Genomic DNA, 23,739 nt, shown 5'->3' with positions numbered 1-23,739 from the left:
CTCGATATCGGATGCTTCGCGAGCTTGCGGTGTGGTGCATTCTTCGTCTCCCTCCCATCTGCAAGTTGGGAGGGGAAACCGATGTCTAACGCTGCAGAGAACACTCAAGCCGGAACCGGGCGCGCGGACGTGCCATGGGAAACCGAGCCGGTGCCGGAGGTGAAGCATGACAAGGACCGGTACGCAGGGATGGCCGGCTCCACAGCTATCGCACTATATCATCCCGGCCACCCCTCGGTGCTCTTTGCCCGATTGAACAAAGGCCTTCGTCGCGGTTTCAAGAATAGTCGTTTTGCCCGGGCGCTAGGGGCGTGGATGGGTCAGGCAGAAACTGCCCCGCCCAGCTTGAAGAGCAGAATAGTCGGCCGTGAAGGCGGCCGCAGGTTGCTCGATTCCGGGCTGATTATCCCAAGCCAGCGTGACGTGTTCCTTCTGTCACAATCCGGCAGTCGCTCAGGATATCTGATTGAGGAGAACAAGCGCCTGCGCGACAGGGTTGCCCAGTTGGAAAGGGCAGCTCAGTAGCTATCGACTGCTGCGAACAGTCCGCGAATCTGGGCCCGTTCCTCTGCCGAGATTTCGGGCCGCCAGATGTCGAAGATCAAGACGAGCCGGTCTTTACCTGCATTGTTCCAGGCCTCATGCTCAACCGTGTCGTCGAATATGAACAGCTCGCCCTCAAGCCATGGCCGCGTTTGCGTACCAACGCGCAAGGCACCCTCGCCCGGCACGACCAGAGGCAGATGGCAGATAAAGCGGGTGTTTATCATCCCGGTATGAGGGGGGATGCGTGATCCGGCCTTCAGTTTTGAAAACATTACCGATGGGGATTTTCCCGGAATGTCACATATCGGAGCATTATCGGTGATGGCAGAATAGGTCGCGGGGTACCGCCCCACACGCTCCGGATCAGGTTGCCCTTTTCGGGTCAGGTCGAACGTGCTCCAGTCGTCGTTTTCGAGCATGCCGTGTACATCGCCCTGCGGTCTGTCTTCCGCAGTTTTGACATATGCGCCCAGATCCTTCTCAGACGACAGTTGGGTTGCTTCTTCCCGAATCGCCTCGGTCGCATTTTGCACATGTTCGGGCCAATCGAACTGGGTCGGGTCGAAAAACTCGATATGCGGCAGGCCCGGATAGAAATAGGCGGTCGGCAGCTGGGGATAGGCCTCGGTCACTCCGCTGCGCTGCCGCTGCCCCATCATGATGGCGAGGGATTCGCGAAATCGAGGATGCCAGCTATCTGCGGGCATACCGGCGTGGTCGAGGCTTTCAACAATATGGTGTGGCATACCTCGCTGGATGTCGATCATCATGGCCTGCGCATGATCCAGGGCCGCGCGTTTTGAGTCTGCATGTTCTTCACCGGCGCCCAAGGCTGCCTGGTAGAAGGCCAGAGCACCGCGACGATCCATTGCGGCGAGCAATGCATCGGCTTTGGCGATCAGATCATCGATATCATCCATGTCTGGGCTGCACTTTCCTCAATAGAGAAGGAGTGGAGCGATCTCGTCCCGCCACGCTTGCTCGTCGCGTGTTGCAAGCGCTTCCAGATCACCAGCGGTGGAGGCGTGATCATCAACCCATTCGCGAAACGCGGGCCCGCCATTGATCACGTCGATAGCCAACCGGTCGAGCTCGTATTCGTAAGGGAAATCCCGCCAGAGTTCATAGTCCGGATACAGGTGACGGATCGCTTTGAAGGCAAGCGCTTGCAGTCGCCACGGGCGGAACGCCTGATGGTCGTAGAAACGACCCTCTGCATGGACCATCAGGCCATTGCACAACTGTCCCTGATGCTTGTGAAAAGTCGGTTCGAACCAGCATTCGCGTAGAGCGCAACCGGTAAGCCAGTCAGGAGCCAAGCGGTTCATTTCTGCATGGACGGCCTTCGCATCTACGTCGGGTGCGCCAAACAAGAGTTCCAGCGGGCGTGTGGTCCCCCTGCCCTCGCTCACTGTCGCACCCTCGATCATCACGGTACCGGCATAGGCGCGCGCCATATTGATACTGGCGGCATTGGGGCTCGGATTGATCCAGATGCGAGAATCGGGCCAGCCATAACCGGGTGCCGCCTCTGGCAACCAGTGATGCATGTCGATCACGCGATAATCGACGTCCAGATTGAAATGCTTGACGAACCACAGACCCATTTCGCCCAGGGTAAGGCCGTGGCGCATCGGCATCGGCCCTGCCCCAACAAAGCTCTCCTGGCCCGCGATCAGCGTGGTCCCTTCGACGGGGCGTCCGGCGGGGTTTGGACGGTCCAGAACCCATACGCTCTTGCCAGTCTTTGCGGCTTCTTCGAGCAGATAGAGCAGCGTCGTGACAAACGTATAAATCCGGCAGCCCAGGTCCTGTAGATCGAACAGGAACACATCCGCGCTCGACATCATCTGTCCGCTCGGCCGTCGCACTTCGCCATAAAGCGAGAATATTGGAATGCCGTAGACGGGGTCGGTCTCGTCCGCAGTCTCGACCATATTATCTTGCTTGTCGCCTTTCAGGCCGTGCTGCGGACCGAAAGCACTGGTCACGTTCACACCGGCTGCGATCAGAGCATCCAAGCTATGCGTCAGGTCTTCCGTTACGGAGGCTGGATGGGCGACGAGTGCCACGCGTTTCCCTTCCAGCGGGTTGCGCAATTCCGGTTCGGCTAACAGGCGATCAATTCCGAACTTCATGTGATGGGCTCCAGCGTGAGTGCGCGACAGGTCGTACTGTGGAATTCCGGTTTCCCGTCTGCGAAAGCCAAGGCCCAGAACTGGATGTTACCCTCCATATCCTCGACGATAGCGTTGAGAGCGACTTGGGCGGGTAGTGGCAATGCACTTGCGATACTGGCTTCCAATTCCAGTTTCGCATCGTGCTGTGAGCATGCAATGGCAATGGCATCCACTGGCGCATCGCGGCTGTTAAGGCGGAAATCGTCGAAATCATAGCAGGCCCAGCGTGACGAAGGGCTGAGATTGAATTCACGGTAATAGGTTCCGCCCTGCGGTTGCCAGAAAATCTCGAAGCAGGTCGTTTTCCAGAGATTGTCCATCCGCTCCGACTGCGCAGGCATCGGGACCTTGATCCTCCCGACATCGCCCGAGAAACGGAATTTGGCGCGGCAGCCATGCGGCGTCGCCTGGATCGAAGCGGAGACCGAAGTGATCGGCCCGGGCTCGCATGACGGGTGGAGAACAAGTTCGTGCATCGCCATCGCCTATCGCGCAGGGAAAAATGCGCTGCAAGCCACTTGGGCAGTTCGCCCACCGATGCTAGGGGCCGCCGACTATGAGCGAATACACATCCGACTTGCTGAACCTGCTGAATGAACGCGGGCATATCCACCAGATTACCGATGCTGGTGCACTTGATTCCCTGGCGAGCAAGGGAGTGGTGACAGCCTATGTCGGTTTCGATCCGACCGCGCCTTCGCTCCATGTCGGCAATCTCGCCTCGATCATGCTGCTGCGGCGCATCCAGCAGGCAGGCCATCGCCCGATTGTGATTATGGGCGGCGGCACGGCAAAGATCGGCGATCCGTCAGGGCGCGATGATACCCGCCAGATGCTCACCGATGAAAAGCTGGCGAGCAATATCGCATCGATCAAAGGTAGCTTCGAACGCATACTCACCTTTGATGACGGCCCGACCGGCGCCGTTTTGATCAACAATGACGATTGGCTGAGCGAACTTGGCTACATCGAATTGCTGCGTGACGTCGGCAAGCATTTCACAATCAACCGGATGCTGACCTTCGATTCGGTGAAGCTGCGGCTCGATCGCGAGCAGCCGCTGACCTTCCTCGAATTCAATTACATGATCTTGCAGGCCTATGATTTCCTCAAGCTCTCGCGGGACTATGATTGTCGGCTGCAACTGGGCGGAAGCGACCAGTGGGGCAATATCGTCAACGGTATCGAACTTGGACGGCGGATCGACCAGCGCGAGCTGTATGGGTTGACGGCTCCCCTAATTACGCGGGCTGATGGCGCCAAGATGGGCAAGTCAGTCGACGGTGCGGTTTGGCTGAACGAAGAGCAATTGCCCGCCTATGATTTCTGGCAATATTGGCGGAACACTGATGATCGCGACGTAGGCCGATTCCTGCGCTTGTTTACCGATGTGCCGTTGGACGAAATCGCGCGTCTGGAAGCTCTCGAGGGTAGCGAGATCAACGCGGCCAAGACTGTGCTGGCAAATGAAGTAACAAAACTGGTCCGAGGTGAAAACGCCGCGCGCTCGTCCGAGAAGACGGCCAGCGAAACTTTTGCCGGTGGTGGTGCTGGTGAAGACCTTCCGACATTGTCGGTAGGTAGTGAAGGCTTGACTGTGCCCGCCGCGCTGACTGCGATTGGTTTCACCAAATCCAATGGCGAAGCAAAACGCAAGATTGCCGAGGGTGCAGTGAAACTGGATGGCGAATCGGTAACGGATCCCACTTGGGTGATTGAACTGGGCGCAGACGCCGAGATGAAGCTGAGTCTGGGTAAGAAGAAACACGGCCTGCTTGTGCACTAAGGCCGCTAAACCCTCAGAAAAGCGCGGTTTTGTGCCATATCGGGACATCCGGGCTTAACTTAATATCAGCCAATTTCGATCATACGGTTCTTCCCACACCAAAAATGGGAGGGTCGTGGAACTATGTCAGTTGGAGCATCGCTCACCGTAACGGACCAGCGTCGTGCTGCGCGCCATCCGGTAGATTTTCCGGTTATCGCCGAACACTTCGCTCGTGGCGATGTGAAGCTGCACATCAGCAACATTTCCGCTCATGGTTTCATGATCGACGACGCGGAGGGTCTTGATCGCGGCGAACGCGTAATCATCCGCCTGCCAGTGATCGGGCGCATTGAAGCCTATGTGATCTGGTGCCGCGAGAATCGCGCCGGGTTCCAGTTCGAACGGATTATCCGCTTTGATGACTTCATGCAGATGATCGATACGCTGCAGCCCAACCCGCGCCTGCGCCGCTCGCGCTAAGCCTGCTCCAAACACAACTCTCTTTCATAAGCGACTGCGCCCTGCCATGGGCTTCGGGTGACTGACGAGAACAGCCAACCCGGCCATCCCTTTCAGGTAGCCAATTTCAGGGCTTACTGGATATCGCGCCTGGCGATGACGCTGGCGCAATATGCGATGCTGTTGATCATCGGTTGGCAAACGTACAACCTCGCACGCGACAGTGGCATGAGTGTTGCTGAATCCTCGGGCCAGCTGGCTCTGATCGGCCTGCTCCAGTTTCTTCCCCTTTTCATTCTTACTCCGTTCGTCGGGCTTGCCGCAGACCGGTTCGACCGACGTAATATCGGCAGGGTCACCGTGGCCATGCAGCTCGCTTGCGCGGCCATCCTGGCATGGCTGACGATGCAAGATGCAATCTCGCTTCCGTGGCTGTTCTCTGTGGCGGTCTTTCTGGGTATCGCGCGTGCCTTCGCGGGCCCGGCGCTTTCTGCGCTTGCACCCAATCTTGTGCCCAAGGCGATCCTCCCCAATGCGATCGCCCTTTCGAGTATCGCGTGGCAGGTCGGCATGATCGTCGGACCTGCGCTGGGTGGCTATTTCTATGTGATTGATCCCGCATTGCCGTACAGCGTGGCGACGGGACTGTTTGCCCTTTCGGTTATCTCGTTGGGCTTCATCGGCACGGTTGCGCAGCCTGCCGTTCGTAAGGATCAACGACCCATCGGGCAGATCGTCGATGGTCTGCGCTATGTTGGCCAGAACAAGATGGTCCTCGGAGCGATCACGCTCGATCTGTTCGCCGTGTTTCTGGCCGGGGCCACAGCGCTGTTTCCGGTCTATGCGCGCGATATTCTCGAGGTCGGTGCAACGGGGCTTAGCCAGCTGGCAATGGCTCCGGCAGTGGGCGCCGCTCTTACGGCGCTGTTCTTCAGCTTTCGCCCACTCGAAACGAATGTCGGGCCAAAGATGCTGTGGGCCGTTTTCGTTTTCGGCATCGCGACGATTGTCTTTGGGCTTTCGACTTCCATGCCATTGAGCCTGGCGATGCTGTTCATCGTTGGGGCAGCGGACATGTTCAGTGTTTATATCCGCCAGTCCCTGATCCAGTTGCACACCCCTGATGACAAGCGCGGGCGGGTCTCTAGCGTGTCGTTGCTGACCATTGGGGCGTCCAACGAAGGGGGTGATGCGTTCTCAGGTACACTTGCCAGCATTGTCGGGCCGGTTGGTGCTGTGGTTGCCGGTGGCATCGGCGCTATCGTGACTGTCGCAATGTGGAGTCGCCTGTTTCCTGTTCTCAGGACCACGAAGACCTTCGATCCGCCGCCAGAATTGTCTAAGAGCGAGTCATAGAATCCAATTCCCCCCGGGAGAGACACGATGAAAGCCGATAACATTCTCGCCACGATTGGTGGCACGCCCCATATCCGCGTAAGCAAATTGTTTCCCGATCACGAGGTCTGGATCAAATCCGAACGGGCCAATCCCGGCGGCTCGATCAAAGACCGAATTGCATTGGCCATGATCGAAGATGCTGAAGCCTCCGGTGCGCTCAAGCCGGGCGGGACAATCATTGAACCGACCAGCGGAAATACCGGCATCGGCCTCGCCATGGTGGCAGCGGTCAAGGGCTACAAACTGGTGCTGGTGATGCCGGAAAGCATGAGCCTTGAGCGGCGGCGCTTGATGCTGGCCTACGGAGCGAGTTTCGATTTGACCGACAAGGCCAAAGGCATGAAGGGTGCCATCGAGCGCGCGACCGAACTGGTGGAGCAAACCGACGGTGCCTGGATGCCCAGCCAATTCGACAATGAATCCAATTTCCAGGTCCATGTCCGGACGACGTCGCAGGAAATCCTCGCCGACTTCCGTGATGCGCCCATCGATGTGATGATCACCGGTGTCGGGACAGGTGGCCACCTGACCGGCTGCGCTGAAGAGCTGAAGCGGCATTGGAACGGGATGAAAGCCTATGGTGTTGAGCCTGCCCTCTCCCCTGTCATCAATGGTGGCCAACCTGGCCCTCACCCGATCCAGGGCATTGGCGCAGGCTTCATTCCGGGAAATTTGCACACGCAATCAATTGATGGTGCAATCCAGGTGGATGCCGAAGATGCCAAGGAGATGGCGCGACGGGCTGCTGCGGAAGAAGGCATGCTTGTGGGAATCTCCTCCGGCGCCACGCTAGCGGCGATCGCCAAGAAGCTTCCAGAATTGGACAGCGGTGCGCGCATCCTCGGCTTCAATTACGATACCGGTGAACGGTACCTTTCGGTGCCCGAATTCCTTCCGGAATAGGGAACGACGTTTCTGTCGCGTTAGCGTACTGGCGTCTCGCTCGGCAGCGCCAAAGCAAAAAGGGCTCGCAGTCGATGCGAGCCCTTTCTTTATTGCCTGATGAAAGTTGGAATCAGGCAGCGGTCGCAAACGCTTCTTCGCCAAGTTCCATCATGCTTTCGCTTCCGGCTTCCAGCTTGCGGCGCAGCGATCCTGCGTCGGGAAGGAAGCGCTCGGCGTAGTACCGCGCCGTTGTCAGTTTCGCTTCGTAGAACGCCTTGTCTTCAGGCTCACCAGCAAGACGCTCCTGCGCAACTTTGGCCATCCGCAGCCACATATATCCAAGCGTCACGATGCCCATGATGTGCATGTAGTGATGTGCGCCCGCGCCAAGATGGTTCGGGTTCTGCATCGCGTTGTTCATGAACCACATGGTCGCCGCCTGTTGCTCATCAAGAGCCTTTTCAAGCCGCTCTGCGATATCTTTCAAGCCATCATCCTGCTTTGCCGAAGCGATTTCCTCGCCCACCAGCTTGAAGAATGCCTGGATCGCCGCTCCCCCCTTGCTTGCAAGCTTGCGTCCGCAAAGGTCCATGGCCTGTACGCCGTTGGTCCCTTCGTAAATCATGGCGATGCGGGCATCACGCACGAACTGCTCCATGCCCCATTCCTTGACGTAGCCGTGGCCGCCATAGACCTGCTGCATGTTGGTCGCGAAATCGAATCCCTTATCCGTGCCATATCCTTTGATGACCGGGGTCAGCAGGCCGATCATAGCGTCAGCTTCGGCGCGCTCCTCTTCCGTGGCGGCATTGTGCGTCAGGTCGACCATCAAGGCACCCCACAGACACATTGCGCGCATGCCTTCGTTGAACGCCTTGGCATCCATCAACATCCGGCGGACGTCGGGATGTACGAAGATCGGATCGGCCTTGGCCTCGGGCTCTGCCGGGCCTGTCAGGGCACGACCCTGACGGCGATCAAGGGCATAAGTCACCGCATTCTGGTAGGCGACTTCGGATTGCGCCAAGCCCTGGATACCAACACCCAAGCGTGCCGCGTTCATCATGACGAACATTGCAGCCAGGCCCTTGTTCTCTTCGCCGACCATCCAGCCCTTGGCACCGTCATAATTGAGCAGGCAGGTTGCGTTGCCATTGATGCCCATCTTGTGTTCGATCGACCCGCAAGAGACGGCGTTGCGCTCGCCCAGGCTGCCATCGTCGTTCACCAGGAATTTCGGAACCACGAACAGCGAGATACCCTTCGAACTGTCCGGAGCGCCGGGCGTCTTGGCCAAGACAAGGTGGATGATGTTCTCGGTCAGATCGTGCTCGCCAGCCGAGATGAAAATCTTGGTTCCGGTAATGTCGTAGGACCCATCGCCCTGCGGCTCTGCTTTGGTCCGGATCATGCCCAGGTCCGTTCCACAATGCGGCTCGGTCAGGTTCATGGTGCCGAGCCACTTGCCGGAAATCATGTTCGGAACATAGGTTGCCTTCTGCTCATCCGAACCCGCGGCGATCAGGGCTGCGACCGCGCCGGTGGTAAGGCCGGGATACATGCCGAACGCCATGTTCGATGTCGCGACGAATTCTTCAATAACGAAGCCCAGTGTGTGCGGCATGCCCTGCCCGCCAAATTCCTCCGGTGCTGAAATCGTCCCCCAGCCACTTTCGACATACTGGTCGAACGCTTCCTTGAAGCCATCAGGCGTAGTCACCGATCCGTCGTCGTGGCGCGTGCAGCCTTGCTCGTCGCCAATCTGGTTGAGCGGAGCGAGAACTTCCGAACAGAACTTGCCGGCCTCATTGATAACCGTGTCGATCATGTCGGGCGTGGCGCTTTCGAAGCCTGGAAGGTTTCCGTAGCTAGCAAGATCGAGCATCTCGTTAATGATGAAACGCGTGTCGCGGGTTGGCGCGGTATAGGTGGGCATGGATGTATCCTTGGCGAAAGTGGATTATGGAACGGGGGTTGGGGTCAGCCCAGATCGAGAGTTTCGATATGAGCGACAAATTCGGTCAGTTCGTTGATCGAGGAGTCGATATCGTCGCGCTGGCTCTTGAGCTTCCCGATATGCGCGCGACACTTCTCGATCGTGACACGTCGCTGCTCGGAACGGCCGTCACCAAGATCGTATAGGTCGATCATTTCCTTGATCTCGGAAAGACTGAATCCGACGTTCTTGGCCCTCATGATCCAGGCCAGCCTGGCGCGATCCGCTTTTGAATAGACGCGTGTGAGGCCTATCCGCGCAGGGTGAATCAGCCCCTCGTCCTCGTAAAATCTGAGTGCACGCGCGGTGCAGTCGAATTCGCTGGTGAGATCCGAGATGCTGAACTGCTCCCGCGACTGGGCGTCGGGCCGGTCAATGTGGGCGCCAGCGTGTGCGGAGGTCTTTTCTTGAACTGCTTGAGCCATGCAGGCTTGCTTAGATGCCCTTTACGTAAAGGTCAAGGCTTGACGGGCACGAGAGTATCCCCCGAAACCGCGCGATAGAAACAGCTGCTAGCTCCGGTATGACAGGTCGGGCCACCCGGGGTAACTTTCAGCACCAACGCATCCTGATCGCAATCCACCAACACTTCGGCCACTGCCAACGTGTTCCCTGACGTCTCGCCCTTCTTCCAAAGCCGAGCGCGCGACCGCGAGTAAAAGTGGGCTACCCCTGACGACAAAGTAAGATCGAGAGCTGCCTGATCCATGAATGCAACCATCAGGATATCTTGCGAATCCTCGTGCTGAACGACCGCAGTAAGAAGCCCGTTGCTATCAAATTTCGGCATGAGCTGGGTGCCCTGCTCGCGCGCGTCGTTCTCATGGGGTGTGGGCATTCGCGCGTGCTTTCTCGTGGCAGTTGGATCATTGCGACAGAATTGTTGCAATCAGACAACAGACCGGTGCCAAAATCGGACGACCTGCGCAATCCCACTATGCTGACCGCGCGATGAATGGAACAAAACGTCCCGCGGCGTAGCGACGTCGCCCACCAGATATCTTGGCTTCGGCCAGGTTCAAGGGGGTAAGCCGGTCCTGCTGCATCATGGGGGTGATGTTTGGATCGGAGACGATGAGGGACTGGACCCTCGTGCGGCCATCGGGGGACGGCCGCCGGGTCCGAGAAATTTCGTCACGCGGCGCCCGGGATCTTCGCGATCTCGGGCGTTTCGTTTTTCGGCAGGCCGCGAACGTCTCCATCGAGCACACGCGCAAAGCAGGCTATGTGAACGCAAGTCGCGCCTGCGCTGGCCAATCTGCTCACGCAAGCGTCGCTAGTTGCGCCGCTCGTCAAGACGTCATCGACCAAGACAACGTTCCTCCCGCGCATGACGTCAGCCCGTTTTCTGTTCACCCGAATGGCTCCCTGCATTGCCTTGGCCCGTTCGGCTTTGCCTAGTCCGCCAAGCGAGGGCGTAGCTCTTGTCCGCTGCAGCGCATCGACACATAGTTCCTGACCTGTGATCATGCTGAGCTCCTTGGCCAGAAGTGCGGCCTGGTTGAAGCCACGCTTCCATAGTCTCCAACGATGGAGTGGTACCGGTACAAGCAGAGCTTGTTCCAGGTCCGACGGAAGCCTTGCTGCTATCAGTCGGGCCATCATGCGAGCCAATGACAATCTGCGCCCGTGTTTGTAGGTCAGCACCAAGCGGCGCGATGCGGCAGTATAGAGAGTGGCGGCGTGAATACCCGCATGCCGTGGAGGCTCCTTCAAACATGTCGCGCAAAGACTTCCGTCACCAGCTGGCTTATCCCCGAACGGGCGTTTGCAGGCATCGCAGGATGGTTCCCCGGGGATCGTCAGCTGGGGCCAGCAACTCGCGCAGAGCCCGCTCTGGCTCGCGATAGCGTCTCCGCATAGTGGGCAACGTGGCGGATATACGAAGTCCACCAGCGGCCTGATGCCCTCAGCCAGATATGAATTGCGCCGCATCCCAGCATGTCTGACACGGGTTGCGCTGGCAGTGCAAGCGAGGCACGACGATGCGATGGATCGTGCCCCGCCCAATATTTTCTCGCGTCATCAAGCGACGGCCAAGTGGGCCCGGTCCCGCTCGCGGCAACGGCAACCGGATGCGGCCGACTATATTGTTGAGACGATTGCTGGCGATCTAATCGAGCGGCTCGACTTCATGAGGTTTGAGCCGAAGAACTCTCTCGTTGTGGGGGATTCAAGCGGCACCCTACCCGATTGGCTTCGGTCAAAAGGAAGTGCGGGCCATGTTGGATTACTGGGTGAGTTTGAGGAGGAGCAGCCCGGACCGCGGGAAATGTTCGACCTGATCGTGCATCTGCTAGGCCTGGGGCATGTCAATGATTTGCCGGGTGCGTTGGTGCATGCGCGCAATGCTCTGACGAAAGGCGGCCTATTTGTTGCCGCCTTTCCCGGTGCTGGAAGCCTCGCGACGCTGCGGGCCATCATGCTTGAGGCGGATGGCGACAGGCCGGCGGCAAGGATGCATCCTCTCGTTGACAGTCAGGCGGCGACCGGACTTTTGCAAAGGGCGGGATTTGCACGCCAGGTGGTCGACAGCTTCCCGATCAAGGTCCGGTATCCCTCGATCACCCGGATGATATCCGATCTGCGCGACCAGGGGCTGACACGGTCTTTGACGAGCACTGTTCCTCCCCTGACCCGCGCCTCTCTTTTGCGGGCCGAGGAGGCCTTTGATGCCCTCCGAGACGATCAGGGCAAGGTGACCGAGACGTTCGAGATACTCGTCCTAACCGGTTGGCGGGATTAGCGGAGTGACGCTTGCGCGGCGGCCAATCGCGCAATCGGCACGCGGTAAGGCGAGGCGCTGACATAATCGAGCCCCGCCTGTTCGCAGAACGCGATACTGGCCGGATCGCCGCCATGCTCGCCACAAATGCCCAGTTTAATATCGGGTCGAGATACGCGGCCGCGCTCGACTGCCAGTTCGACCAATTGACCCACACCATCGACATCGAGGCTGACAAACGGGTCGCGGGCAAAAATGCCCTTGTCCACATAGGGGGCCAGGAAACGCGCTGAATCATCCCTCGAAACGCCCAGAGTCGTCTGCGTCAGGTCGTTGGTACCAAACGAGAAAAAGCGTGCTTCCTGCGCGATCTCACCGGCCATCAAAGCGGCTCGCGGCAATTCGATCATGGTGCCGACCAGATAATCGACGCGGGTCCCCTTCTCGCCGAACACGTCCTCGGCAACGCGATCGACCAGGGCACGCAACAGCTCAAGCTCGCGACGGGTTGCGACCAGAGGGATCATGACCTCGGGCACGGGTGCTTCGCCACTCTGCGCCGCGACATCGCAAGCCGCCTCGAACAGCGCGCGCGCCTGCATTTCGTAGATCTCGGGATAGGTGATGCCCAAGCGGCAGCCACGATGGCCCAGCATAGGGTTGAATTCGTGCAGTTCGTCCGCGCGACGCTTCAAGTGCTCCACCGGATGGCCTGTCGCCTTGGCCAACTCTTCGAACTCTGCCTCACCGTGAGGCAGGAATTCGTGCAAGGGCGGGTCGAGCAGGCGAATGGTGCATGGCAGGCCCACCATCACTTCGAAGATCGACTGGAAGTCGCTGCGCTGTTCCGGCAGCAGTTTGGCCAATGCGGCACGGCGGCCCGCTTCGTCTTCGGCCAGGATCATCTCGCGCACCGCGCTGATGCGACCGGCTTCGAAGAACATGTGCTCGGTCCGGCACAGGCCGATCCCCTCGGCTCCGAACTGGCGAGCCATGCGGCAATCGTCGGGCGTCTCGGCATTGGTACGCACGCGCATCCGGCGATGTTTGTCGGCCCACTCCATCAAGGTGGCAAAATCGCCCGCCAATTCGGGCTTCACGGTGGGTACTTCGCCCGCCATCACCTGACCCTTGGCCCCGTCGATCGTGATGACGTCACCTTCGCGCAATTCGCGTGTGCCAATCGTCAAAGTGCGCGCGTCGCGATCAATCGCGACAGCGGAAGCCCCTGAAACACAAGGCCTTCCCATCCCTCGGGCGACGACGGCCGCATGTGACGTCATGCCGCCACGCGCCGTCAGAATACCCTGTGCAGCATGCATTCCATGGATGTCTTCCGGGCTGGTTTCGACGCGTACAAGGATAACCTTGTCTCCGCGATTGGCCCACAGCTCTGCAGTGTCGGCGTCGAGCACAATCTTCCCAGCTGCGGCCCCGGGGGACGCGGGCAGACCAGTCGTCAGGATGTCGCGCGGGGCTTCGGGATCGAGGGTCGGATGCAGCAATTGGTCGAGCGCCATCGGATCGACACGCAGGATAGCTTCCTTCTCCTCGATCAAGCCCTCGCCTGCCATATCGACGGCCAGTTTCAATGCCGCCTTGGCAGTGCGCTTCCCGCTGCGCGTCTGCAGCATCCACAGCTTGCCGCGTTCCACGGTAAACTCGATATCCTGCATGTCGCGATAGTGCTTTTCGAGCAGGTCGAACACATCGGCCAGCTCGGCATAGGCTTCGGGCATGGCCTCTTCCATGCTCGCTTTATCCGCCCCTGCATTCTCGCGCGCCGCCTTGGTGAGATATTGCGGCGTGCGGATTCCCGCCACCACGTCCTCACCCTGGGCGTTAATCAGGAACTCACCGTAATAGGCTTTCTCACCGGTCGCCGGGTCGCGGGTGAAAGCGACGCCAGTGGCCGATGTGTCGCCCATATTGCCGAATACCATTGCCTGGACGTTCACCGCTGTGCCCATATCGTGCGGTATGTCATTGAGACGGCGGTAGACTTTGGCCCGCTCGCTGTCCCAGCTGTCAAACACGGCGCGGATCGCACCCCATAACTGTTCGGTCACCTCTTGCGGGAACGGCTCCCCGCCACGTTCGTCTTCTGCGATCTGTTTGAATTCGGCGACCAGCTCTTTCCAGTCCTCAGCCGCCATCTCTGTATCGGCGTAGAAGCCCTTGTCTTCCTTAGCGATTTCCAGGGCCTCTTCGAACAGGCCGTGATCAAGGCCCAACACCACATCGGAATACATCTGGATGAACCGGCGATAGCTGTCCCAAGCGAAGCGTTCGTCGCCGCTGACCTTGGTCAAGCCTTCCACAGTCTCGTCGTTCAATCCCAGATTGAGGACGGTGTCCATCATGCCGGGCATGGAGATTGCCGCGCCTGACCTTACCGAGACGAGAAGCGGATCGGCCTTGTCTCCCAGACGCTTACCGACCGTTGTTTCGATGTGGTCCAGTGCAGAAGTGACGTCATGACGCAGCTTCTCGCTGAAATCGGCACCTTTTTCGAGGTAGGCGAGGCATTCCTCGGTGGTGATGGTGAAGCCAGGAGGCACTGGCAGACCGATCTCGGCCATTTCATTGAGGTTGGCGCCCTTGCCCCCGACGACAGTCTTGTCCTTGGCGCGCGGATCGCTCGACTTTGCGTTTCCGCCAAAGTTGTAGACTGTGTCGTTCATGTTCAATCCTGTTTGCCTGAACCGATGGAACACATGGAACAGTGTCCTAGGCCAAAATTCTAACCTTCGATGCGGCTGAAATCTGCCACGCGGTGCACCGCATCACGGAAGCGCGCTAGCAGGTCGAGCCGCGCCGCGCGGACGTCTTTATCTTCGGCGTTCACAATCACATCTTCAAAGAACCTGTCGATCGGCGCACGCAGCGAGGCCAACGCAGACATCGCCGCAGCAAAATCTTCCGCCTCGATTGCGGCAGCCGCCTGTGGTTCAGCTGCATCCAGGGCACCGATCAGCGCCTTTTCGGATGGTTCGGGCGTGTAGGACAGCGGTTTCGAATCCCACTCTTCCTTCTTGAGGATATTCGCCGCGCGCTTGTATCCGGCGAGAAGGTTGGTTCCGTCCTCGGTTTCGACGAAGGATTGGAGGGCGGTGACCGTGTCGATCATGCGCACATTGTCGCCATCTACCTCCACCGCGACCACAGCATCTATCATGTCGTGTCGCACACCGGCGTCACGCTGCTGCACTTTGAGCCGTTCGATCAGAAATGAGGCTATATCGCGTCCTGCATCTGCCGAGCGACCTTCATGCGCTGCAGCGGTGATAAGTGCTCGTGTCGTGACGCGGATCTGGTTTGTCAGGATCAGGCTGAGAATGCCGATCGCTGCGCGCCGCAACGCAAACGGGTCTTTTGACCCTGTTGGCTTCTCATCGACCTGGAAGAAGCCAACCAGCGTATCCAGCTTGTCCGCGAGACTTACCGCTACCGTTACCGGCGCAGTGGGCACATCGTCGCCCTGCCCGACCGGCTTGTAATGGTCGCGGATCGCGTCTGCGACGGCATCTGGCAAGCCTTCGGCGCGGGCGTAGTAGCCGCCCATAAGCCCCTGTAATTCCGGGAATTCACCGACCATTTCGGTGACGAGGTCGGCCTTACACAGCTCGGCAGCCTGTCGAGCCAGTTTCGGATCGCAATCTGGCACAATTCCTTCGGAAGCGAGCCACTGGGCCAGCTTCGCAACCCGGTTAACCTTGTCGGCCACCGTGCCCAGCTTCTCATGGAAGGTAATCCGCTCCAGCCCCTGGGCGTGTTCCGCCAATGTCTTCTTGCGGTCCACATCCCAGAAAAACTTTGCATCCGATAGGCGCGCGGCGAGGACTTTGCGGTTGCCGTCGACCACAACGGCGGGATCCTCCGCATCGATATTCGCGGTGCAGATGAAGGCGTTGGCAAGGTTGCCGTCGGCGTCCTCACATACGAAATATTTCTGGTTCACCCGTGCGGTGAGCTGGATGGTTTCTGGCGGCACCTCGAGGAATTCAGGCTCGAACTGGCCAAGCAGAGGCACCGGCCATTCGGTGAGGCCGGCATTCTCGATCACCAGCCCCTCGTCTTCGACCAGCGTGAGGCCCGCAACGCTGGCCGCCTTGGCAGCGCCAGAGCGGATCAGATCCTGCCGTTCCTCATGGTCCACGATCACATGACCGGCGCGCAGCTTCATGGCGTAGTCACCCGCGTTGCCGATCGTGATATCGCCAGAATGGTGGAAGCGGTGACCGAGTGTGACCGTGCCGCTGGTCACGCCGTGGACTTCGCATTCGATCAGATCGTCACCCAGCAACGCAACAATGCCGGACAGCGGGCGCACCCAGCGTAAGGATTCGGTGCTGATGGAGGCTGCGCCCCAGCGCTGGCTCTTGGGCCAGCTGAAATCTCGGATGATAGCCGGAATTGCCCCGGCCAGCAGGTGTTTGACGGCTTGCCCCGGCTTTTCGATCACGGCGAAGTAGGTGTTGCGGCCTTTGACTTCGCGCAGTTCCAGTTGGTCACGGGTCACACCGTTCTTGCGACAAAATCCGTCGACAGCCTGATCGGGAGCGCCTTCCGGCGGGCCCTTTGCCTCTTCACGCACAGCCTCTGTCGCTTCCGGCATATCGCGCACGATCAGGGCCAGCCGGCGAGGGGTCGACCAGACGGTAAGGTCACCCACAGCAACGCCCGCAGCGTCCATTTCGCGGCGGAAGAGTTTTTCGAGCTCGGCGCGCGCGCCCTTTTGCATCCGCGCGGGGATTTCTTCGGAGCGGATTTCGAGCAGGAAATCGCTCATGCCGACCACTCCGGATACTTCTCCGCCCAGCCAGCCTTTTCCTTCGCCATATGCGCTTCGCAGGAACCGCGCGCCAGATCGCGTACTCGGCCCATATAGCTGGCGCGCTCCTGCACGCTGATCACGCCGCGAGCCTGAAGGAGGTTGAAGATATGGCTGGCCTCCACGGCCTGTTCATAGGCTGCAATCGGCACTTCATTGGCAAGCGCATTCTTGCACTCGGCCTCGGCCTTGTTGAACAGGTCGAAGAGTGCCTCGGTGTCGGCGACTTCGAAGTTCCATTTGGACATCTGCTTCTCGTTCTCGAGAAACACCTCGCCATAGCTCACGCCCTGCCCGTTGAAGTCCAGATCATAGACGTTGTCGACGCCCTGTATGTACATGGCGAGGCGCTCCAGCCCGTAGGTCAGTTCACCCGCAACAGGCTTGCAGTCAAAGCCGCCCATTTGCTGGAAATAGGTGAACTGGGTCACTTCCATCCCGTCACACCAGACCTCCCAGCCCAGGCCCCATGCGCCCAAGGTCGGGCTTTCCCAGTCATCCTCGACAAAGCGGATATCGTGTTTGAGCGGATCGATCCCGATCACGCGCAAGCTTTCCAGATACATATCCTGGATGTCCGGCGGGCTCGGCTTGAGGATCACCTGATACTGGTAGTAATGCTGCAGCCGGTTGGGGTTCTCGCCATAGCGGCCATCGGTCGGGCGGCGGCACGGCTGCACGAAAGCAGCATTCCACGGCTCTGGCCCTAGCGCGCGCAGAGTGGTGGCCGTGTGAAAGGTCCCTGCCCCCATTCGCATGTCATAAGGTTGCAGGATCAGGCAGCCATGCTGGCTCCAGAAGTCGTGCAGCGCCAGGATCATGTCCTGGAAAGAGTTGGCTGGATTACGGTCCATGGATCGGGCCATGGCGCGCAGGGCAAAACCCGTCAATGCCGCGTTGCAGCATTATGGGCAGCATATTCACTCTGCAGCGACAATTTCCTGTGCCGGTTCAACCGTTACCGGTGTTCCGTTGAGCACGGCATTGCCCGTCAGCCGATCAAAGCGTTCCGGGTCGGTGAGATCGTTGAGCGACACGCCTGCATGATCGGCGGCCGTCTGCCAGCTGACGCCTTCGCGATGGTGGCCCCATCCGTGCGGAATGGAGACGACGCCCGGCATAATGTCCTCTGTGATCTCGATCGCGATTTCCACGGCGCCGATCCGGCTGACCACGCTCGCCAGATCGCCATCTTGCAAGCCGCGTTCTTTCGCGTCTATCGGATGGATCATCAGGGTGCAGCGATCCGGACCCTTCACCAGCCGTTTCGAATTGTGCAGCCAGCTATTGTTGGAGCGGACATGGCGGCGGCCAATAAGACTGAGTGATCCAGCCGGCGTTGTATCCAGTGTTTCGGCAAAGCGCGCGCAATCCTCCAGCAGGGGATCCGGCGCGGCGTGGATTTTCTTATCTTCGGTCAGCAAGCGCTCGGCAAGGCAAGGCTTAAGCGGGCCAAGATCGACTCCGTTGGGTTGTGCCTCCACCTCGGCCAGGGTCATGCCAGCGGGTGATGCCTGCAGCATGGCATCGAGCTGTTCACGCGGGGTCGGCAGGTTGGGCACCTGCTTGCCTTTGGCAGACAGGATAGCCTGGGCGAGCTCGCTGGCGATTTCCCAGTCTGCTTTCGCGCCCTCCTCCATTTCCAGCGTTGCTGGCGAATAGGCCCCAAAATCGCGCACCGCGAGCGGGCCGAAGAAGAAAGTGAAATGATCTTTCTCCAGCGGTCCGCACGGCGGCAGGATGTAATGCGCATGACGGCTCGTCTCGGTGATGTGCATATCCATGCTGACCATCAGATCGAGCCCCGCCAGCGCGTCTTCCGTCCGGCGGCCATCGGGTGCCGACAGCACCGGATTACCGGCAATCACGAACAGGGTGCGGATGCGCTGTTCGTCATCGCGGGTTAGCTCATCGGCGAATGCCACGGTAGGGATTTCGCTCATCACCGAAGGCAGCGTTCCGCGCGCCGTCTCGACCGTTCGCAGGCTGCCGCGGCCGACCTGGCCAACCAGATCGAGCAGTGGCTGAGGGAACATGGTGCCCCCTTCCCGGTCCAGATTGCCAGTTGCCAGATTGATCAGCTGGATCAGCCATTGGTTGACGGCGCCGAATTCACAAACAGACACACCCATGCGACCATAAATCGCTGAGGACTTTCCACTGGCCAATTCTGCGGCGAGAGCGCGGATGGTATCGGCAGGCATTCCGCAATGCTGCGCCAGGTCGTCCAGATCGAATGTATCGACCATCGGCTTGACCTTCGCCCAGCTCCCGTCGACCAGTTCGGCAAGGCCGGGACGCAAAGTGTCGCCTTGTGCCAACACACATTGCAGGATGCCGATAAAAAGTGCCGTATCGGTGCCCGGGCGGACGGGGTGCCAGGCATCGGCAATCCTGGCAGTTTCGGTTTTGCGCGGATCGACCACGACCAACCTGCCTCCGCGTGCCTGCATCTCCTTCACGCGCTTGCGGAAATCGGGAACGGTCCACAGGCTGCCATTGGACGCAACGGGGTTGCCGCCAACAATCACGATCAGTTGTGACCGGTCTATATCCGGTACCGCTGCAAGGCTGACATGGCCGTACATCTGGAACTGCGCGTAGTGATGCGGGATCTGGTCGAGCGTGGATGCAGAGAAAGTGCCACGCGCGCCAACTGCACGCTGTAGATATCCAGACTGGGTCGACAATGCATAATCATGCGCGCCGGGGTTCCCGCGATAAAACGCAGAGCGGGCCTGCTGGCCTTCGAGTTCTGCGACCTTGGCCGCGATTTCGCGGAATGCCGTGTCCCAATCCAGTTCCTGCCAGCCCTCAGCGGTGCGTTTCATCGGGCGCCGCAACCGGTCGGGATCATCCTGCAGGTCGGCAATTGCCGTTGCCTTGGGGCAGATATGGCCCCGGCTCAGCACATGATCCGGATTACCCTTGATCGATACGACCTCGCGGCCATCCATTTCCACCAGCACTCCGCAATTGGCTTCGCAAATGTGGCAGGTGCGGTGGTGTATGGTGGTCATGGCAGGGTCTCCTCTGGGGGCTGGTTAGCAGAGCGCTAGCGCCTGCGCCACTGAGGACGAATGTCAGCTTATCCCAACAAAATGTCAGGTAGTATTGACATAGTCAGCGAATCACGACAATACGTCGCGTGTACCTGACACATTGTCGCGCTGACCTGACGGAGACGATATGCCCTACGAACCCAATATGCCCACGGAAAGCGACCGGCATTTTCACTACAAGGCGATGTGGATCGGTCTTTTCGGGAGCCTGATCTCCGCTGCGAACCAGTTTCTCGGATTGGACAATATGTTGATCGCAATGGCCTACGGAGCCATGGCCGGCGGGCCCCTCAGCATAGCCTTCAGCCGGAACGCTGACGAATACCTTTACAGTCTGACTTTGGTCGGATTTCGCTGGATGAGCGCAGTGCTAGGGATTTATCTGATGGCCCTGTTCTTGCTTGCGACAGGCGACGTCGCCAACAACCTCGGCTTCTGGCTCGCAAGCGGAGAGAGCCAGAACAAGGCGTCATCTGTTACATTGGCTCTCGGGAGCAGTGTAACCGCGACAATTGTTTTGTCACTGGCATTTCACTTGGGTTTTGGGTTCGCATGGCTACGTGACAGACAGGACACCCGGTCGTGAACAATCGCCTCAAAGTTCTGCGCGCGGAACGCGACTGGAGCCAGGCGGAGCTTGCCGGGAGGCTCGAGGTATCGCGGCAAGCCGTGAATGCAATCGAGACCGGCAAGCATGACCCGTCCTTGCCCCTGGCCTTTCGCATCGCGCGATTGTTCTCAATGCCAATAGAGGAGATATTCGATGACGGAGTTTGAAACGATCAATTCCGGCGAATCGCGATTGAAGGAACGCAGGCGCGCATTCTGGAAATATCTCGCCTTAGCTTTTGCTGCCTTTGCTGTTCTTGGCTTCTTCGGCGGCTATTTCGGCGCCGCATTTGGCAAAGGCGACGTTCCTTTGCTCGTACCCATCGGCGTTGGCTTGATCACACTGATTGCGCTGGCCTGGTTCACCTGGGACTTCTTCAAACGTATCGACGAGCTCGATTTGATGGACAATCTGTGGGCACATTTGATTGGTCAGTACATTGCTCTCACGGTGTTCCTGGGATGGTATTTCCTCGGCGAACTCGGCCTGACCACTTATCCCACTGCCGTCGCAGTCATGCTGGCGATGATACTGGGTACCTTCGTTGCATATGGCTTCCGCAAACTCGGTTGGCGCTAATCCGTGCCAATCCACCATCTATTCATCACACTGTAATCCCCACCCCCGAAAGGACCTCCCATGACCCATTTCAAAAACACTCTTGCTGCCGCTGCCTCGGGCATCGCGCTGCTCTTCTCGACCGGCGCGCATGCGCAGGAACAGTCCACGCCGACACCGGTCGCCTCTGCAACGGCGCCTGCTGCCGATGTCGAAATGGGCGGTCCGGCGCTTTGGAAGCTGGCCGATGAAGATACGACAATCTACCTCTTCGGCACGATCCACGTTCTGCCCAAGGACACGAATTGGCTCAGCCCGACCATCGACAAGGCGCTCGACAGTTCGGACGTCCTCGTCACCGAAATCCTGATGACACCTGATCTGGGTGCAAAAACCCAGCAGATCATCATGGAGAAAGGCATGTTGCCGGCCGGGACAACCGTTCGCAGCCTGATGTCGGAAGAGCAGAAAACGACCTATGAGACCGCAATGACCAAGCTTGGCATGCCAGTCGGCGCGTTTGATCGCTTCGAACCGTGGTTCGGTGCCATCAACCTCTCGATCCTGCCTTTGATGAAAGAAGGCTATTCGCCTGAAGAGGGCGTCGAAAAGGTGCTGGAAGCAGAAGCCGAAGAAGGCCTGCAGCGTGCCGCATTGGAAACCATCGAATTCCAGATGGGCGTGTTCGACAGCCTGCCGCAGGAAGCCCAGGTCAAATATCTGATCGAAGCTGCCGAAGGGATCGACGATCTCAAGCCGATGATCGACAAGATGGTCGCCGAGTGGATTGAAGGTGATGCCGACGCCCTCGCTGAAATGATGAACACCGGCATGGAAGAGAGCCCCGCTTTGATGGAGGCCCTGCTCTATGACCGCAATGCCAACTGGGCCGTGTGGATCGATGATCGCATGGACCAGCCTGGCACGGTCTTCATCGCTGTCGGTGCAGGCCATCTGGCTGGCGAAAAGAGCGTGCAGGACTTGCTCGAAGCACGCGGCTTCACGATCACGCGGGTCCAGTGATCGGGCGGTTTCTCTTTGCAGGTCTGGCAGCGCTGGCGCTGTCGGCCTGCGGGGATACGCCTGAAGACTCTGAAGCGTCTGCACCCCCGCCTCTGTTGTGGGAAGTTGCGTCGGCGGATGGTGAAGTGGAGGGATGGCTCTACGGTACGATCCACGCATTGCCTGGCGGTGTGCGTTGGCGAAGCACTCCGATCGAAACAGCCATCGCCGATGCCGACTTGCTGGTCGTAGAAGTCGCCGCCCTGGAAGACGGGGCGGCGATTTCGCGTCAATTTGCTACGGCGGCGCGGACGCCTGGATTACCCGCTTTGGCAGAACGGGTCCGTCCCAGCCTGCGCGATGAAGTGGCGGAACTGGTCGAAAAGACGCCTTACAGCGCGCGTGATTTCCGCAGCATCGAAAGCTGGGCTGCCGCGCTGATCCTGGCGCAAGTCTCGCGCGGGGATGCCGACAGTGCCAATGGCGTCGACAAGGCTTTAATCCGTGACTTCTCCGGTCGCGAGATTGTCGAGCTCGAGGGCGCTGCGAAGCAATTCGCGATCTTCGATGGCCTCGCCGAGCAAGATCAGCGGGCGATGCTTTCCTCCGTACTGGAGGAGGTCGAAAACCAGTCTGCAGGGCAAATCACGCCCGTCGATCTGTGGCTGGCCGGTGATGAAGAGCAGCTTGCTGCCGAAACGCGCCGGGGTATTCTGGCGGACCCGGACATCTATAGCGCTTTGCTGGTAGACCGGAACACAGACTGGATTGACCGCATCATCCCCATGTTCGAAAGCATCCCACGTCCATTGGTGGCAGTAGGTGCCGCGCATCTTGTGGGACAGGACGGGCTGGTGACCCTGCTGGAAGCGCAGGGCTATACCCTCACCCGCCTCCGGTAAATCGCTTGCAACCTGGGCGCTTTGCCTCTAGTTGCGCGCCCTTCGGACGTCATGGTCATCCCTGGAGGCGTGGCGGATCCGATATGATCAATATAGCATTTTGAAAGGTACGTGACATGAGCGACGCTCTGACCCTACCGGCCGAGACGCGCGAACGGGCAGGCAAGGGAGCCTCCCGTGCACTGCGTCGCGAAGGCCGGGTCCCCGCTGTGATTTATGGCGGCAAAGAAGAACCCACCCCGATCCATGTCGAGGCCAAGGAGCTGGTGCGCCAGCTGATGACCGGCCACTTCATGAACTCCATCGTCGAGATTGAAATCGACGGGAAAAAGGTGCGGACGCTTCCCAAAGACGTTGCTCTTCACCCGGTCACTGACCGCCCGACCCACGCCGATTTCCTGCGCCTGGCAAAGGGTGGCAAGATCGACGTGAGCGTACCGGTTGTCTTCACCAACGAAGAAGATTCTCCCGGCCTCAAGAAGGGCGGCGTTCTCAACGTGGTCCGGCACGAGCTGGAACTGGTCTGCGAAAACGACAAGATCCCGAGCGAGATCGAAATCGACGTCACCGGCAAGGAAGTTGGCGATTCGATCCACATCAGCGAGCTCACCCTGCCCGAAGGCAGCGAGAGCGCGATTACCGATCGTGACTTCACCATCGCAACAGTTGTGGCTCCGTCCGCCCTCAAGAAGGCCGAAGGCGCTGATGGCGAAGACGAGGAAGAAGTCGCAGCAGATGAAGTCGAAGCCACCGCTCAGAGCGGCGATGACGACGCAGGCGAAGAAGGCGGCGACGAGTAAGTCCTCGCTTCACT

At 59.2% G+C, this 23,739-nt stretch carries 23 protein-coding genes; 12 read left to right on the top strand and 11 right to left on the bottom strand.

Annotated features, from left to right (window positions below):
• Positions 1-81 precede the first annotated feature (81 nt).
• The gene (locus tag ABD653_RS02390) at positions 82-525 is read left to right on the top strand and encodes a hypothetical protein (RefSeq protein WP_160779681.1); all 444 of its coding nucleotides are present in this window, start codon (positions 82-84) and stop codon (positions 523-525) included.
• Here ABD653_RS02390 and ABD653_RS02385 read toward each other — a convergent pair.
• From ABD653_RS02385 to ABD653_RS02375, 3 genes are read right to left on the bottom strand one after another with little or no spacing between them, the layout of a single operon-like run.
• Positions 519-1,466 carry an aspartyl/asparaginyl beta-hydroxylase domain-containing protein gene (locus tag ABD653_RS02385; protein WP_160779680.1) on the bottom strand — a complete coding sequence of 316 codons (948 nt, stop codon included), beginning with the start codon at positions 1,464-1,466 and terminating at the stop codon, positions 519-521. The genes ABD653_RS02390 and ABD653_RS02385 overlap by 7 nt on opposite strands.
• A gap of 18 nt (positions 1,467-1,484) precedes the next feature.
• On the bottom strand, positions 1,485-2,684 hold the full coding sequence (locus ABD653_RS02380; protein WP_160779679.1) for an exo-beta-N-acetylmuramidase NamZ family protein: 1,200 nt from the start codon (positions 2,682-2,684) through the stop codon (positions 1,485-1,487).
• Positions 2,681-3,202 (bottom strand): DOMON domain-containing protein, encoded by a 522-nt coding sequence (locus ABD653_RS02375; RefSeq protein WP_160779678.1) that lies wholly within the window; start codon positions 3,200-3,202, stop codon positions 2,681-2,683. The genes ABD653_RS02380 and ABD653_RS02375 overlap by 4 nt, the downstream gene beginning before the upstream one ends.
• Before the next feature lie 80 nt (positions 3,203-3,282).
• On the opposite strand from ABD653_RS02375, the gene tyrS reads away from it, so the two are divergent.
• The 4 genes from tyrS (at position 3,283) to cysK (ending at position 7,254) form a co-directional block, all read left to right on the top strand.
• Positions 3,283-4,512: a tyrosine--tRNA ligase gene (tyrS, locus tag ABD653_RS02370; RefSeq protein WP_160779677.1), complete on the top strand. Its 1,230-nt coding sequence runs from the start codon at positions 3,283-3,285 to the stop codon at positions 4,510-4,512.
• A gap of 123 nt (positions 4,513-4,635) precedes the next feature.
• The gene (locus ABD653_RS02365; protein WP_160779676.1) at positions 4,636-4,974 is read left to right on the top strand and encodes a PilZ domain-containing protein; all 339 of its coding nucleotides are present in this window, start codon (positions 4,636-4,638) and stop codon (positions 4,972-4,974) included.
• 135 nt (positions 4,975-5,109) lie between these two features.
• On the top strand, positions 5,110-6,309 hold the full coding sequence (locus tag ABD653_RS02360) for an MFS transporter (protein ID WP_234032307.1): 1,200 nt from the start codon (positions 5,110-5,112) through the stop codon (positions 6,307-6,309).
• A gap of 27 nt (positions 6,310-6,336) precedes the next feature.
• Positions 6,337-7,254 carry a cysteine synthase A gene (gene cysK, locus ABD653_RS02355; RefSeq protein ID WP_160779674.1) on the top strand — a complete coding sequence of 306 codons (918 nt, stop codon included), beginning with the start codon at positions 6,337-6,339 and terminating at the stop codon, positions 7,252-7,254.
• 112 nt (positions 7,255-7,366) lie between these two features.
• On the opposite strand, the gene ABD653_RS02350 is transcribed toward cysK, so the two are convergent.
• From ABD653_RS02350 to ABD653_RS02335, 4 genes are all read right to left on the bottom strand, one after another.
• Positions 7,367-9,172, bottom strand: coding sequence for an acyl-CoA dehydrogenase C-terminal domain-containing protein (locus tag ABD653_RS02350; protein ID WP_160779673.1), 1,806 nt, complete (start codon positions 9,170-9,172; stop codon positions 7,367-7,369).
• Positions 9,173-9,216: 44 nt separating this feature from the next.
• On the bottom strand, positions 9,217-9,657 hold the full coding sequence (locus tag ABD653_RS02345; protein ID WP_160779672.1) for a MerR family transcriptional regulator: 441 nt from the start codon (positions 9,655-9,657) through the stop codon (positions 9,217-9,219).
• Positions 9,658-9,689: 32 nt separating this feature from the next.
• Positions 9,690-10,070, bottom strand: coding sequence for a phosphoribosyl-AMP cyclohydrolase (hisI, locus tag ABD653_RS02340; RefSeq protein WP_160779671.1), 381 nt, complete (start codon positions 10,068-10,070; stop codon positions 9,690-9,692).
• A gap of 296 nt (positions 10,071-10,366) precedes the next feature.
• Positions 10,367-11,167 (bottom strand): ComF family protein, encoded by an 801-nt coding sequence (locus ABD653_RS02335; protein WP_160779670.1) that lies wholly within the window; start codon positions 11,165-11,167, stop codon positions 10,367-10,369.
• 337 nt (positions 11,168-11,504) lie between these two features.
• Here ABD653_RS02335 and ABD653_RS02330 point away from each other — a divergent pair, with 337 nt between their 5' ends.
• On the top strand, positions 11,505-11,978 hold the full coding sequence (locus ABD653_RS02330; protein WP_234032190.1) for a class I SAM-dependent methyltransferase: 474 nt from the start codon (positions 11,505-11,507) through the stop codon (positions 11,976-11,978).
• Here the strand turns inward: ABD653_RS02330 and ppdK are convergent.
• The 4 genes from ppdK to ABD653_RS02310 form a co-directional block, all read right to left on the bottom strand.
• The gene (ppdK, locus tag ABD653_RS02325; RefSeq protein ID WP_160779668.1) at positions 11,975-14,641 is read right to left on the bottom strand and encodes a pyruvate, phosphate dikinase; all 2,667 of its coding nucleotides are present in this window, start codon (positions 14,639-14,641) and stop codon (positions 11,975-11,977) included. The genes ABD653_RS02330 and ppdK overlap by 4 nt on opposite strands.
• A gap of 59 nt (positions 14,642-14,700) precedes the next feature.
• The gene (gene glyS / locus ABD653_RS02320; protein ID WP_160779667.1) at positions 14,701-16,749 is read right to left on the bottom strand and encodes a glycine--tRNA ligase subunit beta; all 2,049 of its coding nucleotides are present in this window, start codon (positions 16,747-16,749) and stop codon (positions 14,701-14,703) included.
• Positions 16,746-17,645: a glycine--tRNA ligase subunit alpha gene (locus ABD653_RS02315; RefSeq protein WP_160779666.1), complete on the bottom strand. Its 900-nt coding sequence runs from the start codon at positions 17,643-17,645 to the stop codon at positions 16,746-16,748. Before ABD653_RS02315 ends, glyS begins: the two co-directional genes overlap by 4 nt.
• A gap of 66 nt (positions 17,646-17,711) precedes the next feature.
• The gene (locus tag ABD653_RS02310) at positions 17,712-19,811 is read right to left on the bottom strand and encodes a molybdopterin oxidoreductase family protein (RefSeq protein ID WP_160779665.1); all 2,100 of its coding nucleotides are present in this window, start codon (positions 19,809-19,811) and stop codon (positions 17,712-17,714) included.
• 169 nt (positions 19,812-19,980) lie between these two features.
• On the opposite strand from ABD653_RS02310, the gene ABD653_RS02305 reads away from it, so the two are divergent.
• From ABD653_RS02305 to ABD653_RS02280, 6 genes are all read left to right on the top strand, one after another.
• Entirely contained in the window at positions 19,981-20,439 is a 459-nt protein-coding gene (locus ABD653_RS02305; protein WP_160779664.1) for a hypothetical protein, read from the top strand.
• Positions 20,436-20,630, top strand: a complete 195-nt coding sequence (locus tag ABD653_RS02300) for a helix-turn-helix transcriptional regulator (RefSeq protein WP_160779663.1) — start codon at positions 20,436-20,438, stop codon at positions 20,628-20,630. The genes ABD653_RS02305 and ABD653_RS02300 overlap by 4 nt, the downstream gene beginning before the upstream one ends.
• Positions 20,617-21,042, top strand: a complete 426-nt coding sequence (locus tag ABD653_RS02295; RefSeq protein ID WP_160779662.1) for a hypothetical protein — start codon at positions 20,617-20,619, stop codon at positions 21,040-21,042. The genes ABD653_RS02300 and ABD653_RS02295 overlap by 14 nt, the downstream gene beginning before the upstream one ends.
• 60 nt (positions 21,043-21,102) lie before the next feature.
• The gene (locus tag ABD653_RS02290) at positions 21,103-22,044 is read left to right on the top strand and encodes a TraB/GumN family protein (protein WP_160779661.1); all 942 of its coding nucleotides are present in this window, start codon (positions 21,103-21,105) and stop codon (positions 22,042-22,044) included.
• Positions 22,041-22,925 (top strand): TraB/GumN family protein, encoded by an 885-nt coding sequence (locus ABD653_RS02285; RefSeq protein ID WP_160779660.1) that lies wholly within the window; start codon positions 22,041-22,043, stop codon positions 22,923-22,925. The genes ABD653_RS02290 and ABD653_RS02285 overlap by 4 nt, the downstream gene beginning before the upstream one ends.
• A 116-nt stretch (positions 22,926-23,041) precedes the next feature.
• Positions 23,042-23,725 carry a 50S ribosomal protein L25/general stress protein Ctc gene (locus tag ABD653_RS02280; protein ID WP_160779659.1) on the top strand — a complete coding sequence of 228 codons (684 nt, stop codon included), beginning with the start codon at positions 23,042-23,044 and terminating at the stop codon, positions 23,723-23,725.
• The last annotated feature ends 14 nt before the right edge of the window (positions 23,726-23,739 follow it).

It is taken from the genome of Parerythrobacter jejuensis (genome assembly GCF_039536765.1).
Lineage (GTDB): Bacteria > Pseudomonadota > Alphaproteobacteria > Sphingomonadales > Sphingomonadaceae > Parerythrobacter > Parerythrobacter jejuensis.
This window is presented reverse-complemented; position numbering and strand designations above follow the sequence as displayed.